This is a genomic window from Microbacterium sp. HA-8, from assembly GCF_046111165.1.
Classification (GTDB): Bacteria; Actinomycetota; Actinomycetes; order Actinomycetales; family Microbacteriaceae; genus Microbacterium.
Window position 1 is genome coordinate 1,632,216 of the sequence record NZ_CP162025.1, and the last position, 15,318, is coordinate 1,647,533.

General features: G+C 68.9%; 13 protein-coding genes. 2 read left to right on the forward strand and 11 right to left on the reverse strand.

Going from position 1 to position 15,318, the window contains the following annotated elements; genetic code table 11:
* Positions 1-4: 4 nt before the first annotated feature.
* From AB2L57_RS07775 to dcm, 8 genes are all read right to left on the reverse strand, one after another.
* The gene (locus AB2L57_RS07775; protein WP_409048467.1) at positions 5-694 is read right to left on the reverse strand and encodes a hypothetical protein; all 690 of its coding nucleotides are present in this window, start codon (positions 692-694) and stop codon (positions 5-7) included.
* Between the two features lie 42 nt (positions 695-736).
* Positions 737-1,747: a ParB N-terminal domain-containing protein gene (locus AB2L57_RS07780; protein WP_409048468.1), complete on the reverse strand. Its 1,011-nt coding sequence runs from the start codon at positions 1,745-1,747 to the stop codon at positions 737-739.
* Positions 1,744-2,643: a hypothetical protein gene (locus AB2L57_RS07785; protein ID WP_409048469.1), complete on the reverse strand. Its 900-nt coding sequence runs from the start codon at positions 2,641-2,643 to the stop codon at positions 1,744-1,746. Before AB2L57_RS07785 ends, AB2L57_RS07780 begins: the two co-directional genes overlap by 4 nt.
* Before the next feature lie 92 nt (positions 2,644-2,735).
* A complete protein-coding gene (locus tag AB2L57_RS07790; RefSeq protein WP_409048470.1) occupies positions 2,736-3,146 on the reverse strand; it encodes a hypothetical protein in 411 nt (136 codons plus the stop codon).
* Positions 3,143-3,844 carry a DUF2637 domain-containing protein gene (locus AB2L57_RS07795; protein ID WP_409048471.1) on the reverse strand — a complete coding sequence of 234 codons (702 nt, stop codon included), beginning with the start codon at positions 3,842-3,844 and terminating at the stop codon, positions 3,143-3,145. The genes AB2L57_RS07790 and AB2L57_RS07795 overlap by 4 nt, the downstream gene beginning before the upstream one ends.
* Positions 3,841-4,764: a bifunctional DNA primase/polymerase gene (locus AB2L57_RS07800; RefSeq protein ID WP_409048472.1), complete on the reverse strand. Its 924-nt coding sequence runs from the start codon at positions 4,762-4,764 to the stop codon at positions 3,841-3,843. The genes AB2L57_RS07795 and AB2L57_RS07800 overlap by 4 nt, the downstream gene beginning before the upstream one ends.
* Complete coding sequence (locus AB2L57_RS07805; protein ID WP_409048604.1) at positions 4,764-5,864, reverse strand: ImmA/IrrE family metallo-endopeptidase; 1,101 nt, start codon at positions 5,862-5,864, stop codon at positions 4,764-4,766. The genes AB2L57_RS07800 and AB2L57_RS07805 overlap by 1 nt, the downstream gene beginning before the upstream one ends.
* A gap of 378 nt (positions 5,865-6,242) precedes the next feature.
* Positions 6,243-7,340, reverse strand: coding sequence for a DNA (cytosine-5-)-methyltransferase (gene dcm / locus AB2L57_RS07810; protein ID WP_409048473.1), 1,098 nt, complete (start codon positions 7,338-7,340; stop codon positions 6,243-6,245).
* Between the two features lie 327 nt (positions 7,341-7,667).
* Here dcm and mobF point away from each other — a divergent pair, with 327 nt between their 5' ends.
* A complete protein-coding gene (gene mobF, locus AB2L57_RS07815; RefSeq protein ID WP_409048474.1) occupies positions 7,668-11,210 on the forward strand; it encodes a MobF family relaxase in 3,543 nt (1,180 codons plus the stop codon).
* Between the two features lie 21 nt (positions 11,211-11,231).
* On the opposite strand, the gene AB2L57_RS07820 is transcribed toward mobF, so the two are convergent.
* The 3 genes from AB2L57_RS07820 to dprA all read right to left on the reverse strand — a co-directional run bounded on the left by AB2L57_RS07820 (position 11,232) and on the right by dprA (position 14,637).
* Positions 11,232-12,071: a helix-turn-helix domain-containing protein gene (locus AB2L57_RS07820; protein WP_409048475.1), complete on the reverse strand. Its 840-nt coding sequence runs from the start codon at positions 12,069-12,071 to the stop codon at positions 11,232-11,234.
* Positions 12,072-12,214: 143 nt separating this feature from the next.
* Complete coding sequence (locus AB2L57_RS07825; RefSeq protein ID WP_409048476.1) at positions 12,215-13,378, reverse strand: Cmx/CmrA family chloramphenicol efflux MFS transporter; 1,164 nt, start codon at positions 13,376-13,378, stop codon at positions 12,215-12,217.
* Positions 13,379-13,632: 254 nt separating this feature from the next.
* A complete protein-coding gene (dprA, locus tag AB2L57_RS07830; protein WP_409048477.1) occupies positions 13,633-14,637 on the reverse strand; it encodes a DNA-processing protein DprA in 1,005 nt (334 codons plus the stop codon).
* A 227-nt stretch (positions 14,638-14,864) separates the two neighbouring features.
* Here dprA and AB2L57_RS07835 point away from each other — a divergent pair, with 227 nt between their 5' ends.
* Entirely contained in the window at positions 14,865-15,227 is a 363-nt protein-coding gene (locus tag AB2L57_RS07835) for a sulfate permease (protein ID WP_409048478.1), read from the forward strand.
* The last annotated feature ends 91 nt before the right edge of the window (positions 15,228-15,318 follow it).

Here is a 15,318-nt window from a genome sequence, read left to right on the forward strand (position 1 = left end):
ACGGCTATCGGAGCGGGTTGTCGAGCTGCGACAGGCGCAGCACATGACACAGGCCGGAGCGGAACTCGGGTGCCGGGGGCGGGCAGGCCAGGAACACGGTGAAGGACACCGAGTGCTCCGACGTCACCGGCTCGCCGTTCCAGACGCCCTCGCGGTGCCGGGTGCCCTCGATCGTGACCGCGGTGGCACCGGCCGGGAGCTGACCAGGCTGAGCCTGCTCGACCGCCTGCCCCCACGCCTCGGGCACGAACGAGGACTCGATTGTGAGGTGCTGGGTCGTGGCGTACTTGCGCAGCTCGATCCACGCCTCACGGGTCGGCAGATAGCCGGCGATGTCGGAGGCGAGGCCGGCCTGCTCATGACCGGACGGGTCTCCGACCTCCAAGATCGCGGCGGAGTAGTCCAGCGGCATCAGACCGGAGCCGGTGTCCCAGGCGAACAGCACCTCGGCGACGTTGCGGGCGAACTCGTCCGGGTCGTTCGATGGCATCACCCGCGGCGGCCCCGGTCTGCCCGTCTCGGACTCGCCCGGCTCGGTGACGGTGGGGGCGGGCGCAGGGTTCGGGTCGCCAGCGGGGCGTGGGCCAGTGATGAGCCCGTACACGCCGACGCCGATCAGGATGAGCAGGACGAGGCCGGCGGCGATCACGGCGATCAGCCGGCCACGGGACCAGGAGGCGGGAGTCGTCTTCATGCCCGGAGGTGAACCCACAGGCGCCTGGCGAGGCCGGGTGGCTCAGAGCGCGCGCAGTAACGGCCGGTCTGATCGCGTCTCGGTGCGGGCGACCCGGAGCCGGTCGGCGAACTCGGTGGTGCCCTCGACCGTGGCGAAGAACGCCTCGGCCTGCTCAGCGGTGAGCTCGACGGCCAGCTCGTCCACGTCGTAGTGGGTCCACCACGCTTCCAGGTCGCCCCAGGTCAGCACGAACGCCCGCACCGGATACCTGGCCGGCCGCTCATCCTCCACGACCGGACGACGCTTCGGCGTAGCCGGCTTGCTGGTCTTGCTGGTCTTGGCGGCGTGTACGCGGGCCAAGGCTTCGTCGGCCAGCTCGTGCAGCCGCCGGTCCCGCTCGCTGTCGGCCTCGCCTTGGGCGTCGCGCAGTCGTTGGAAGATCGGGTTGACCGGCGCGCCGGCCTCGATCTGCGCCAGCCCGTCCCGCGCCTGAGCCCGCATCAGATCGGAGACGGTCGGGTCGTCGGCCAGTCGTCGCAGGTGCCCGATCTGCTCCAGCCGGCTGTAGGACGCGGAGCCGGTCACCATCCGTGCCGCCTGAGCGCGAGCATCCCCGAGCTGATGGGAGTCCGATGGTCCCGCTGAATCGGCGGGACCATGCTGTCCCGGTTCGTGGCCGTCGTGGAACTGGGTCTTGGCCTTGCGGCGGGCGGCGTCCTCGGCCATGAGTTCCTTGATTTCCCGGTACAAGGCGGCGGCCTCGATCGGGGTGAGCGGCTTGTGAAGCTGGTTGTCGTCCTGCTCGGCCAGCAGATGCCCGAGCCGGTCCGAGATGCCCGAGCGCACCCACACGCTGACGCGCCGCCAGCCGAGCTTCTTGATCGCCGCCAGCCGGCGCGCCCCGCACACCAACACCCCGTCCGGGGTGATCGTCGGCGGCTGCAACAGCCCGCCCCGGTCGATCGACGCGGCCAGCGCGTCGAGGTCGCCCAGATCCGTGCGGTGCCGGTGGCCGACCGTGATGGAGTCCACCGCCCGCTCCAGCTCGATGTGCCCGGCAGGCGCGCTCATCCCGCACCCCGCGACTTCTTGCCGTTGGGCGTGTTCGTGCCCGGCGCGGCCAGCGAGAGGGTGAGCACGAGGTCGTCGTCGCGCAGCAGCACCGGCAGCGTCTCGCCGATCAGCAGCCGCAACAGCACGCCCCGCCCTGCGCTGGTGGCCGCGAGCGCCGGGTCCGGGCAGCCCAGCAGGGCGCGCAGCAGCACCGCCCACGAGCGGCTGGGCAGGTCGATCAGCGCCCTGGCGTGCTTGTCGCGCCGCAGCGTCTCATAGGCGGTGTGCCGGTTCCCGACACGAGTCAGCGCGACGCAGACGTGCTCCACCGCCGAGCGTGCCGTGCCTTTGGGCCAGTCCAGCAGCACCAGCAGCGTGATCGCGTCCTCGACCGCCGACGAAGCCGACGTTGCCGCCGGCTCGGCTGGCCCCTGGTCCGGGGTGTCGTCGTCGCGGTCGTGAGCGTCCTTGATCTGGAACGCGGGGTGATAGTCCGACAGGACGTTCTCACGGTCGGAGAGCCGTTCGGGATCGTGGAACACCGAGTAGCGGGGCCGGCGCGCCTGGTGCGTCGAGCACAGCAGACCTTGGCCGCGTTCCTCGGCGATGCAGGTGATCCGTACCGCGTGCGTGACGACTGCCCACGGGTCGTCCGCGGTGCGGGCGGTCTTGGTGCGCATCACATCGAACGCCGCCGACGCAGCCTCCCACGGGTCGAGGTGGTGCTTGTGCGCGAGAGCCGCGTATCTCTCGGCGGCGAACGCCATCAGCTCCGCTGCCACCGGGTCGTGCTCCCAGGCGCCGCGACCGGCGACGTGGAGCCGTTTCAGCAGGGCACGCAGCCCCTCGCTGCTGCGGTAGTCCTCAGCCGACGAGCCGCTGGCCTCGCTTGCGGTGCGGGTGTTGTTGGTCATGGTCTAGGCACCTCCTGGCGGGCAGGTGCACCCGCAGGCGACTGCGGGCTCTGACTCGACCAACCGGGCGTCCACGACTCATCACCACCCGTCTACCTCATCCCGACCCCGGAGCGGCGCGGTCCCAGCTCGTGACCGCCACGGCGACCGAACGCCGACAGGGGCGGCAGCCGCTTGGCGCGGTTGGCAACCCAGCGCGCGCCCTTCTCGATCGGGGCACGGACGCGACGGTTCAGGTTGGCGGTACGGTCGATGCCGCGGCGAGACAACGCCCCGCCGCTCTGGGCGAACAGATCGGTCGGGCGCACCCAATCCACGCCCCGCCCCCGAACGCGCGCCAGCTTCTCCTTCGCGGCCTTGCGGGACTCGGCCTCCTTGACCGCATCCGGCGTCCCCACCGCCTCCGCAGCCTCGGTCGGGTCGGGGTCCTTCTTCCCCCGTGCAGCCTGCTCAGGCTCGGGGTGCTGGTGATGCTGCTCGTGCAGCCGGTCCTCGTCGTTCATCGCTGGGCTCCTTCCATCTCGGGCTGTGACCCGGACGGGTCAGCCTCATTGGACTGGTGAGCGGGCGGCAGCCAGCGCCCGACCGTCGAGGGATGCACGCCCAGGTGCCGGGCGATGGCCTTGTTCGACCAGTCCTGCTCGCGCAGCTCTGCCGCGACCGCCCGGCGATCCGACCCGTCGACCGTGCCCGCGTCGAGGGTGCCCGCCGTCGTAGGAGCCGGATCGAGGGACGCCGCCTCGCCCTGTGGCAGAGCAGGGAACGGCTCAACCACCTGTCGCACATCGGCGGGGCGCGTGCTGGCGCGGGTCAGGACGACGGTCAGATGGGTGATCGCCAGCAGCACGACCGGTGGCACCGCAGCGACCGCCGCGGCAAGCGGTCCGGGAACATCGGCATCGGCCGCGACCACCGCATGAAGGCTGTTCGCCGTCACCGACACCGCCGCACCGCCGACCAGCAGCGCCCACGGATACCACGCCGCCCGCTCACCAGCGAGCGCGACGACGGCGACCGTGGAGACCACGATCACGCCATCGACGATCAGGGGCCATGCCCATGCCTGATCCGCACCGATCCCGGACCTGCGGGCGAGGTCGGCCAAGGAGGTGAAGGACAACCAGAACGCGCCGGCGGCGATGAACACCGTCCCGGCGACCGAGGTCGTGACCGCCCACCGGCGGCTGCGCAGCTCCTTCATGGCAAGCCTCTCGATGCGGGCGCCCGTTGCTGTGGGCTCCGGCGAGCGAACGCACCGGCGGGAGGACTCAGCGAGGCGGCGGAGCGATCCTGCCGGGCTCCGCCGCCGACGCTGCGGTAGGCGCTGTAGACGGTGCGGGTGATCTCCCGCTCCCCGAAGTCGGACTGCGCGGCCGTCACCATCGCATCCAGGGCATCGGCGACGGCCACCCCGCCCTCGGCCAAGCGGCAGGAGGCCCAGAACAGTTTGAGGTTGCGATCGGTGGCCTGCCGGCCCAGCCATGACGCCAGCCGCTCCGCGTCCTCTCCACGAATCGGCTGCACTGTGCGTGGCCGTGGCGCGGGCCGAGGATCGAGGAAATCCCGCAGCCGGCCCGCGTCTATCGGCCGAGCAGCGCCGGCAGCGACCTGCTCGACCCGGTACGGAGTGCGCACGCCGTCGAGCCGCAGGACCGAGGGCGGGGCGATGATGTAGCCACCATCACCGCGGCAGTCGATGCCGACCTTCCCGGCCTGCCAGGACCGCTGCTCACAGGTCGGGTCCGCCGGGAAGTAGGCATGCTGACCGCCCGTGGGCGTGCGGACGACGGCCAACGGCTGCGGGACCAGCCCGGCCCGCGCCGCCCGCGCATAGGCGGCGTACCCGTTGACGTCGTGCACGTCCACGTCGATCACGACCAGCCCCGAGACCGCGCCGGTCGGGATGCCGATGTTCGCGGTCGGCCGTGACCGCCACCATCCCTCAACACGGTCCGGGTCGCTGCTGGCCGCGTGGAACCCGCGCGCCGGGATCGGGCGCTTCCCGCCCGGCGCACACGGGAACACCGGCACGTCTGCCTGCGCCAGCTCACGCGCCGCGACCGGCAGCGGCGCCCCGTCGAGCCCGCGGAACATGGCGGCAGCCATGGCGGCGGTGACCATCACAGCCCCCGTCCCGAGCCGACCGGCGCGGCGGCGGGTGTTTCCCGTTCCGGCAGCGGCTCAACCCGATACGGTGCCCGCTGGGGTGTCTCCTGAGCCTGCGGCGTGTGCTCCGGGCCGGTGGTCCGCAAGGACAGCGGGTTGCCGTTGCTGAGCTGGGCGGTGTCGAGCTTGTCGAGGATGTCGAAGGTGGTGCTGCGCACCTGCTCGCCCGTGGCACGGATTACCGCTACGGGGTCTTTCCCGTCCACGCTCGACGCCCATCCGGCGACATACGGGATCGTGTAGTCGCTGGTGTCCATGCCGTGCGCGGCCGCGATCATCAGCGCCACCGACTCGGCCCGCACCTCGCTGATCCCGCGATGCTGACGGGCGTCGTCCTGCTGGTTCGGGCCATCCAGCCGGACGTGCGCCAGCTCGTGCGCGAGAGTCTTGGCCCGTGCGGCCGGGTCCATGTCCGCGCTGACCATCACCTGCCGGGTCTCGAAATCGGTGCATCCATTCGCGTGACGATCGATGCTCTCGCGCGGCATGCGCAGCACCTCGAACCCCAGCGACTCCGCCTGCTCGGCCAGGCCCTCCCACAGCCCGGCCGGGGCTTCGCCTTCCAGGAGCCTCGGACGCGGCAGCTCGGGAATAGGGTCTCCGTGCGTCCTCGACACGTCCCACACATAGGCCGGGACGACACTGACTATCCGGCGGCGCACGACCTCGCCCGGCCGCGGCTTCTCCTGCTTCCCCAGCCGCCGCCACGATGCCGGATCGCGCGGGGTCGCCGACGCGAACCTCGCCTTGACCGGACCGCGAATCCGGTAGCCGCCGTCCTTCTCAGGCCAGCGGCCCATCTTCCGCCAGTCGTTGAACCCCGCCACCCACGTCGGCGTCGGCGTCGGCACCCGGCCCTGTTCGTAGGCTTCGAGGTGCTGCGCCCAGATCAACAGCGTGTTGTTGAACGAGCGGGTACGGAACCTCGCGGCGAACTCGATCGCACGACGCCAGTCATCGCCTGACACCAGTTCCTCGACCGAGCGGACGATGCGTTCTTCCAGCGCGTCGAGCGTCGCCTGCCGCGCCGCCTGCTTGTCCTCTGTCGCAGTCATCGCCTGACCTCCTCCCGCCAACAGCCACCCGAGAGGGCGACCGTGCGACCATGAGGTGCGCCGGGAGGATCAGGAAGACAAGACGGACGACGGAACGATGCTTCGGACCACCAGGCTCCGCGATGAACCCGACGAGTCTCTACCGGACTACCGGATCAGAGCCGAGCGCGGGCCGTCCTCACGCCGATCCTGCGGGTTTCGTCGGGGCGGATGCGCGTTTCACCCGTCGCTTGCGCCCGCACGCGGCTCAGCGCCCGGTAGTTGCTCGAGGTGACTCCCACGCTACGGCGGAACTGCCGGGCAGTTCGCCCGCGTGCAGCAGAGCTGATCCCTTCGCCCCCACCAGATCATCATCGACCGAACGTGCGGGACGCGGCCTCAGCCGTGCAGAACCTCAAGCGCATTGGCGGCTTGGAGTGGAAGTACGCCATTGCCAAGTGCAGCGGCCTGCTGGTTAGGAGTGAGGCCATGAAATGGGTCGGTGACCCATCCAGTGGGGAGGCCCATAAGCCATTCGACAAAGGCGGCAGAGGGACGGGGGCCTGTCTCGTCGCTCAGGAGAGCGGGCGCTGGTGCCGGTCGTCCGGTGACGTGTTCCCATCGGGCAACGGCGGCGGCGTAGCGTCCCCAGCGGCGAAGATGTCCTCGATCAGGGACCACAACGTCTCCGAGTCGTCGTTCTTGGTCTGCGAGCCAGTCGGCCCGTTGAGCGCGAGGTCGATGATCTGATGGGACAGAGCGATCGTTCCCCGACGTGCCCGAACTTGATCCAGTGATTCGCCGCCGCGCGTCGAGTCGGTCGCCAGCGGCGTCCGGAATAGCGTCTTGGCGGTGCGCGAGGATGAAGATACGGAGCCGGGGGTGAGGAGCGCCGACAAGGGACGCTGGTAGGCCGATCCATTGCGCATCCATCCCGAGGTCGGCCAGATTGCCGAGTACGGCGCCGGCTGCCCGGAGAGGTCGAGCTGCGAGGTCTCCCAGACCCCACGGGTCGGGTTCCAAGTCGCAAAGGGTTGCATCGCAGGGGGTTGCGTGGACTGGGTTGCATTGCGCATTGCGGTCTCCTTCCAGAGGCGCGCGGACAGCAGGTGAGGACAGCAGGCCACGCACGTTCTCGATGACGGCGAGCTGGGGTTGTAGCGCGTCGATCGCTTCGGCCATGTGCGACCAGAGCCCGGAGCGGGTGCCGGGTGCGAGGCCAGACCGCTTGCCCACGGTCGATACGTCCTGGCAAGGGAAGCCGCCGCAGAGCACGTCGACCTGGGGCACGGCCCGCCAGTCGATGGTGGTGATGTCGCCCAGGTTGGGGGCGTCGGGCCAGTGGTGGGCGAAGATGCGCGAGACGTGTTCGTTGTTCTCGGAGAACCAGATCGTTTCGGCGCCCAGGGCGTGTTCGACGGCGAGGTCGAGCCCGCCGTAACCGCTGAACAAGGAGCCGACCCTGAGCGGGCGTTCGTGGTCGTTGAGATCGAGCATGGGGACTCCGGCTGACGAATGATCCCCGGTCGGATTCCGCACGGGAGGTTCCTGCCGGGCTGGTCAGCAGCCAGGTGCTCAGTCGCCCGATCCGTCCGTCGCGGATGCTTCGGCCCGCCGTTCGCACCACGTCGAGGCACACCGTCATATCGCGCCGGCCTGCCAGACCCACCGGAGCCTCCAGTCGGCTCCCCGAGCCATCACACGTCTTTCAGACGAGGCGCGAGGGGTCCCGAGTCGCATCTGATGCGACCGGGCTTGCGGGATCACCTGCTCTCCGAGCGGTTAGCGGAAGGGGCAGCCGAGGTGACGGTTTCGATGCGTGTGATGAGCGCGGGCGATGGGTACAAGTACCTGCTGAAGTCCATCGCCGCGGGCGATGGCGACCGCTCGCTGTCCACGCCGCTGACTCGGTATTACGCAGAGGCAGGAACGCCGCCCGGCTTCTGGATGGGCTCGGGACTTGGCCGGCTCGGGCACGGCGAGCTGGTCGAGGGAGCCCAGGTCGCAGAAGCCCAGCTCGCGCTGTTGATCGGGATGGGCCACGACCCGATCACGGGAGATCCGCTGGGCCGCGCCTACCAGCAGTTCGCGTCGGTCGCGGAGCGGATCACGCAGCGCGTCGACGCCCTCGACTCCGAACTGGGGCCGGCCGCTCGAGCTCAACAAGTAGCCGCGATCGAAGCGGAGGAGGCTGAGCGCGGAACCCGCCGCGCCGTGGCGGGCTATGACTTCACCTTCTCCGTGCCGAAGTCCGTCTCCACGATCTGGGCGGTTGCAGACGCGGGCACCCAAGCCTTGATCGCAGACGCCCACCATGCGGCGGTTGCAGAGCTGGTTGCGTTCCTCGAACGAGAGGTTGCGACAACCCGAGTCGGTGCAACCGGCCCGGACGGCGCGGTTGCGCACGTCGATGTCGCCGGCGTCGTGGCGGCGGCGTTCGATCACTACGACAGCCGCGCGGGCGACCCGCAGTTGCACACGCACGTCGTCATCAGCAACAAGGTCCTGACCGTGCAGGACGGTCGCTGGCGAACCCTCGCTGGCCGGCCGATGCACTCGGTCGTCGTAGCCGTCTCCGAGCTCTACAACGCCGCTCTGGCGGACCAGCTCACCCGCGTCCTCGGTGTGGAGTGGGAGGCGCGAGAGCGGAGCCGCGACCGGAACCCGGCATGGGAAATCCAGGGCGTGCCCGACGAGCTGGTGACTGAGTTCTCCACCCGGTCGCGACACATTGAGGCCGAGAAGGATCGCCTGATCGCTGAGTACGTCGCCAGGCACGGGCGCCAGCCTTCGGCGCGGACGGTGCTGAAACTCCGGGCACAGGCGACGCTCGCTACCCGGCCGGAGAAGCAGGTTCGATCGCTGGCCGACCTCACCCGCGAGTGGCGCCAGCGTGCCAGCCGAGTGCTCGGGAAGGACGCGAACGGCTGGGCTCGCACCCTCACCGCGACGAACGCGCAGGCGCCGCGGGTGTTGCGTGCCGACGATGTGCCGCTGGATGTGGTGCGTGAGGTCGGGCAGACCGTGATGGAGACGGTCGGTGAGAAGCGTTCGACCTGGACCCGCTGGAACCTGCATGCCGAGGCATCCCGGCAGTTGATGGGGTGGCGGTTCGTCACCACGCAGGATCGGGAGGCGATCACTGGCCTGGTGGTCTACGCGGCCGAGCACGCTTCGCTGCGGTTGACGCCGCCGGAGCTGGCGTCGAGCCCGTTGCAGTTCCGCCGCGTGGACGGCACCTCCCGGTTCCGGCCGCACGCCTCGACGCTGTTCTCATCCGAAGTCCTGCTGGCCGCCGAAGACCGGCTCCTGGCCCGAGCGTCCACCACCACGGGGCCGGTCGTGGCGTTGGAGACGGTCGATAGGATCGCCCGAAAGCCCGACGCACGCGGGCGGGTGCTCGGCGAGGATCAGGCCGCGGCCCTGGCAGCTATCGCAGTCTCCGGTCGGATCGTGGACGTGCTGGTCGGCCCGGCCGGTGCCGGGAAGACCACGGCCATGAACGGGCTCCGCAGGGCGTGGGAGAAGGAACACGGTAACGGGTCGGTGATCGGACTCGCGCCCTCTGCCGTGGCGGCGCAGGTCCTCGCCGATGACCTCGGCATCGCGACGGAGAACACCGCGAAGTGGTGGCAGAACCACCTCATGCACGGCACCACGTTCACGGCCGGGCAGCTCGTCATCATCGACGAGGCGAGCCTGGCCGGCACCATGTCGCTGGACCGGATCACCCACGAGGCCGAGCAGGCGGGCGCGAAGGTCCTCCTGGTCGGTGACTGGGGCCAACTCCAATCACCGGGCGCCGGCGGCAGCTTCGCCATGCTGGTGCACGCCCGCGGCGACGCTCCTGAGCTGACCGATCTGCACCGCTTCACCAACGAGTGGGAGAAGACCACCTCGCTCCAGCTCCGCCACGGCCGCACGGAGGCGATCGACACCCTGATCGGGCATGGCCGGATCACCGGCGGCGACGAGGAAGCGATGATCGACGCCGCCTATCGCGCGTGGCGGGCCGATATTGCTGCTGGGCGTGCGTCGATCCTCGTGACCGAGACGCACTCGACCGTCACCGAGCTGAACGCGCGGGCGCGGGCAGATCGGATCATCGACGGCGCCGTGAACCCGACCCGCGAACTCGCGCTGCACGACGGCACCGCGGTCTCGGAAGGCGATCTGGTCATCACCCGCGAGAACGACCGGCGGCTCCGCAACGGCCGAACGTGGGTCCGCAACGGCGCCGGCTGGATCGTCACCGGCGTTCGTGAGGACGGGTCGGTCAGCGTCCGCCTTGCCGGGCGCAGGTTCGGCGGCGGGATTGTCCTGCCGGCCGACTATGTGGCCGAGTATCTGGACCTCGGTTACGCGATCACCGCGCACCGTGCCCAAGGCGTGACCACCGACACCGCGCACGCGGTCGTCACTGCCACGACGACGCGGGAGAACTTCTACGTCTCCATGACCCGCGGCGCCACCAGCAACCACGCCTACGTCGCCGTCGACCGTGAGGACGCCGAGCACGCAGTGCCGCATCCCGGCGACAACCCGAACGTCACCGCACGCTCGATCCTCTACGGCGTGTTGCAGCACATCGGAGCGGAGCTGTCGGCGCACGAGACGATCACTGCCGAGCAAGACCGCTGGGGCTCGATCGCCCAGCTCGCAGCCGAGTACGACACGATCGCGCAAGCCGCGCAGCACGACCGCTGGGCCACCCTCCTGCAAGCCTCCGGCCTCACTGTCGAGCAGGTCGAAGACGTGCTCGCCTCCGACGCCTACGGTGCCCTGTCGGCCGAGCTGCGCCACGCCGAGGCCAACCACCACGACCTCGACGTGCTGCTGCCCAAGCTGGTGGCCGCGCGGGGCCTGGGCGATGCCGACGACATCGCCTCCGTCCTTCACGCCCGCGTCGCTCGTGCCACCGTCCGGCCTGCCGGATCGGGACGCACCCGCAAGCCCCCGCGGTTGATCGTCGGGCTCATCCCGCACGCCGGCGGGCAGATGGCCGAGGACATGCGCCAAGCCCTGGACGAGCGCCGCGAGCTGATCGAGGCCCGCGCCGACGCCATACTCCGTACCGCGCTCACCGAGAAGGAACCGTGGACGGCCAGCCTCGGCCAGGCACCGAAGGACAAGAAGCAGCAGGCGGCATGGTGGCGCGCCGCCCGCACCATCGCCGCATACCGAGACCGCTACGGCATCACCGACGACCGCCCCCCGTTCGGCCCCGACCCGGAGAGCACCAGCCAGAAGATCGACGCGATCCGCGCCCGCGCCGCCACGAACCGCGCCCGCGCCGCCACGATCGAGGGCACCACGACGGAGCAGATACGGCCTGTGGCTGTCGGGCGGCGGACGCCGAGTCTGTGAATGGGCACCTGTGGCCGCACGTCACCCGACTACCAATCGAGCAGACTTAGCATGTTCGATGCTCCGATACTGATTTGGCGTGACGCCGATACCGCGGCGAAACTGTCGCGCAGCGAAGTCTGAATCACGCCAGCCGACTTCGCGAGCAATGGCGGAAAGTGGCCGGTCGGTAGTGCGGAGAAGATAAGCCATCCGTTCTGTGCGGAGCATTGTTAGGTAAGCGATGGGCGACTTGCCGTACGCTTCCACAAACACCCGCCCCATCTGCGACTTAGACAAATGGACTTCATCGGCAAGGTCCGACACCGACCAACGGCGCTCAATGTCCGCGCGCAGCAGTTCCGCGGCTCTCCGCGCCTCCATGCGCAGCGGGGTGAACCGGCGATGCCGAGGCAACGTGGGCCACGTTGTCGCTCGCTGCGTTGAGGATGTTCGGATCGGAGAGGTCTTGATGAAGGGGGCGATGACGTGCGTGATCGAGAACCAGAGCGCCTGCATTCGGTAGAAGTTCTCCACTGGCCGGCCTTCGATACTTAGCGTGACCAGTTCGTCCAGCCACGGCGTTAACGACTCCGCCCGATCCTCGCCGAGTCGAAGAATCTGGGCGGGCTCAACATAGGTGGCGGCGTAAAAAACATGCGCATCGAGACGATCTTGCAGCATCCCGACGTACTGCCAGAACACTTGATCGACCACATAGTCGATGTCGGCATAGATTGTCGTCATCGTGATACGGCCTTCGGGCTCACCACCGCACAGCGTGTTCGGACCGAGCAGGATCACGTCGCCGGCATTGACCAGTTGCTTCCCGAACTCACCTACCAAGACCGCGCCGCCGTCACGGACGATCGTTACGGTCACACAGTCATAGGCCGACGGTACGACGGCAGCGTGGAGCACTCTGGTTCGAGCAATGACCGGCTCGAACCAGAGTGCTCCACTGTGACGGGGAGACATCACGCTGTCGAATCCCAGTGATGCGTGTCGTCCGACGACCCACCGTCCTAGTTGACACGCTCCCGATGCGCCCTCGTGCGGTACCACCACAGAAGCAGAGCGAGGCCGACGAATATGGCACTGGTCAGAGCGATGCCGCGCGTTCCGGCGAGGTTGAGGGCGAGACCGCCAGCAATGGGGCCGATGATCGCCCCGATGTTGAGTGCCGCAGTAGAGAACGACCCGGACATCGCTGGGGCTGCTTCCGCCTCGGCCATGATCCGGGCGATCAGCGCGCTGCCGACGGTGAAGGACAGAGCGCCTTGTGTGAAGGCTAGAACCCACAGCAGAGCGGGGCTCGTCGGTGCCAGGGCGAGAGTCGCCCAGCCGACAAGCAGGAGCGGACTCGCTATCGCGATCAGCGGGCGCCAGTGACGGTCTCCGAGCTGGCCGGCCAAGGTGACACCAGTAAAGGCGCCGATGCCGAACAATGCCAGGAGCGCCGGCACCGCCCGGTCACCGATGCCACCCGGTCCAGCGGCGATCACAGCCAAGTAGGTGAACGTGCAGAACGTCGCTCCGTTGACCAAGATCGCCAGGACCACGACGACTTGTAGCGGGCGCCGACGCAAGACCGAGAGCTCTGCACCCAACGTTGTCGGTGCGGTGGCTACTGCAGTTGGGTCGGGCCGGGTCGGCGTCGCCGTGACCACCGCGATAAGTGCGGGTACGCAGATGATCGCGATGGCCCACAGGGTCGTGCGCCATCCCAATGCCTCACCGACAAGAGCCCCGAGAGGAACACCGGCGATCAGCGCGAGCGTGGTGCCAGCGAGGATTACAGCCAGGGCGCGTGCGCGCCGGTGGGCGGGAACGATCTGGCCGACCGTCGACAAAGCGACGGCAAGGAACCCGGCGTTCGCCAACGCAGCGACAAACCGGGTCAGGATGAGAATGACGAACGACCCAGTGACGGCGCCGACGACGTGTGCGACCACGAAGACGGCGAGGAACCCGGTCATGGTCCACCGCGGCGATAGCCTCCGGCCGCTAGCGGCCATCACCGGCGCGCCGATGACCATTCCGACCGCGAACGCGGAGGTCAGGAGACCGGCCTGACTCAGTGAGACGCCAAGCTCGGTGGCGATAGCCGGTAGCAGGCCAGCCAGGACGAACTCGGAAGTTCCTTGAGCGAAGACGGCGAGGGCAAGTAGATACAGCAAGAAGGGCATGAGAGTGCTTTCCGAAACATGAGACGAATACGGGTGCGAAAGGCACGGCCGGTGTTTCGGATGCACGGGCTCAACGGACGCGACGACTCAGGGCGCGCGTGCGACGAGGCTGGTGGGGAAGAACGTCAGCATCCAGGGCTACCGGCGTGCCGGCAGCCCTGCTCTGTCTGACTCAGGTGACCCCATAGCCCCAAGACTATCTCAGAAGCAGAGCGGAGCACCCGCGCGGCGTTCTCGGCGCGGGTACCTGGAACTCAGAGAGAGCGTCCGGGCGTGCTCCGTGACGGCCGCCGGTGCCCGAACTCGCGTCCGATCTCGGGTCGGGTCATGGCCCGACCCGGGCTCGGGTCGGCGTCGAGAAGGTCGATGACGTCGCTGGGCTGCGTGACGAGCGAGGCGAATCCTTGCTTGATGAGTTCATTCGGTCCGGCGCTCGCGACGCTGGTCAGCGGACCAGGCACGGCGCCGACGCCCCGGCCGAGGTCGCGTGCGGCGATGACCGTGGTCATCGACCCGGATCGAGGCCCGGCCTCGGGGATCACGGTCGCACCCGACAGTGCCGCCAACAGGCGACTACGGGCGAGGAACCTGTGCTTTGTCGGCGCAGAGCCGGGCGGCAGTTCGCTGACCAGCAGCCCGATATCCCCGATCCGGTTCAGCAGCTCGGAGTGTCCGGCCGGGTAGGGACGATCCAGCCCACCGGCCAGGACAGCGATCGTCTGACCGCCCGCGGCCAGCGCGCTCTTGTGCGCGGCCCCTTCGATCCCGTAAGCGCCACCGGCGACGATGACCCGTTCCTCATCGGCCAGGCCCATCGCCAGCTCGCCCGTGACGTGCTCGCCGTATTGGGTTGAGGCACGAGAGCCGGTGATCGTGGCTCGATCGCTCAGTGGCGTCATCAGGAACGAGACCGCCCCGCGCATCCACAGCAGGTACGGAGCACGATCGCCCAAGTTGTCCAGGCCGGCGGGCCACTCCTTGTCGGCAGGAATGAGCGTGCCGAACCCGTGCCGCTCCGCCTGCGCCAGTTGATCCAGCAGGCCGGGCGTGATCCGTTCGGTAAGCCGTTCGCGCCACATCAGCGCCTCGGCGCGAGCGAGACAGGGCACGTCGTCGTCGGCCTGGATCAGGCGCAGCGTCTCGACGCCGCCGTGATGGGCGAGGACAAGGCCGGTGGCTGGGTCGTTCGGCTCGGCGATCATCGACAGCACGGCTCGCGCCTGCCGCTCGTCCTGTATCTGCTCGGCCATCGTCGCCATGATCGGTGTCCTCTCGCTCCAAGGTCACCGACGAGGTACACGCTCTTGCGCTCAGCGAGGGGTTCCCTCCGTCACACGTCAGTCGTAGACTGTGAGATGAGGCAGGTTCAGCAAACTACGCGGGTCCTTCGGGACGGCCCCTCGCGGGCACTCGGTTCATAGCCGCCTCCACGACGGAACACGTCGCGCTATGACGAGGAAAGAGGCCCGCAATGATTCGCCAATCCATGAACCTGAGCGAACGAGGCTACGGCGTCTTCCAGTACGCGCCCACGAACCTGCTGCTCGGCGCCATCCGCTACCGCCGTCGAGGCTTGAAGTGGGGCATCCCCGCCATGCTGCTCCTGGGCGGCGGTTACTACTACGCCACAGCGATCTGCTACACCATCATCCTGCGGGAAGGCCCCGGTCCTCTCTACCTGCTGGTCCTGCTGTTCGCGTGGAACGCCCTCAAGTTCTTCTGGATCGGGCCGGTCAGCCTCGTCCAGCTCGTGCTCGTCCGAGCACAGGAACGGAGGGTCCGACGAGTCGCCGACGTGGGGGAGGGCGAGGGCAGCCGACAGATGTCGGAGGCACCCGGCATCCTGTGACGTGGGCTTGGGGTTCGCCCGCCTGTCGTCGCAGTGGCAAGGGCAGCGCCCCGGTAGCCTAGAGGCAAGGCCTACCTGTCGGAGGTGAAGC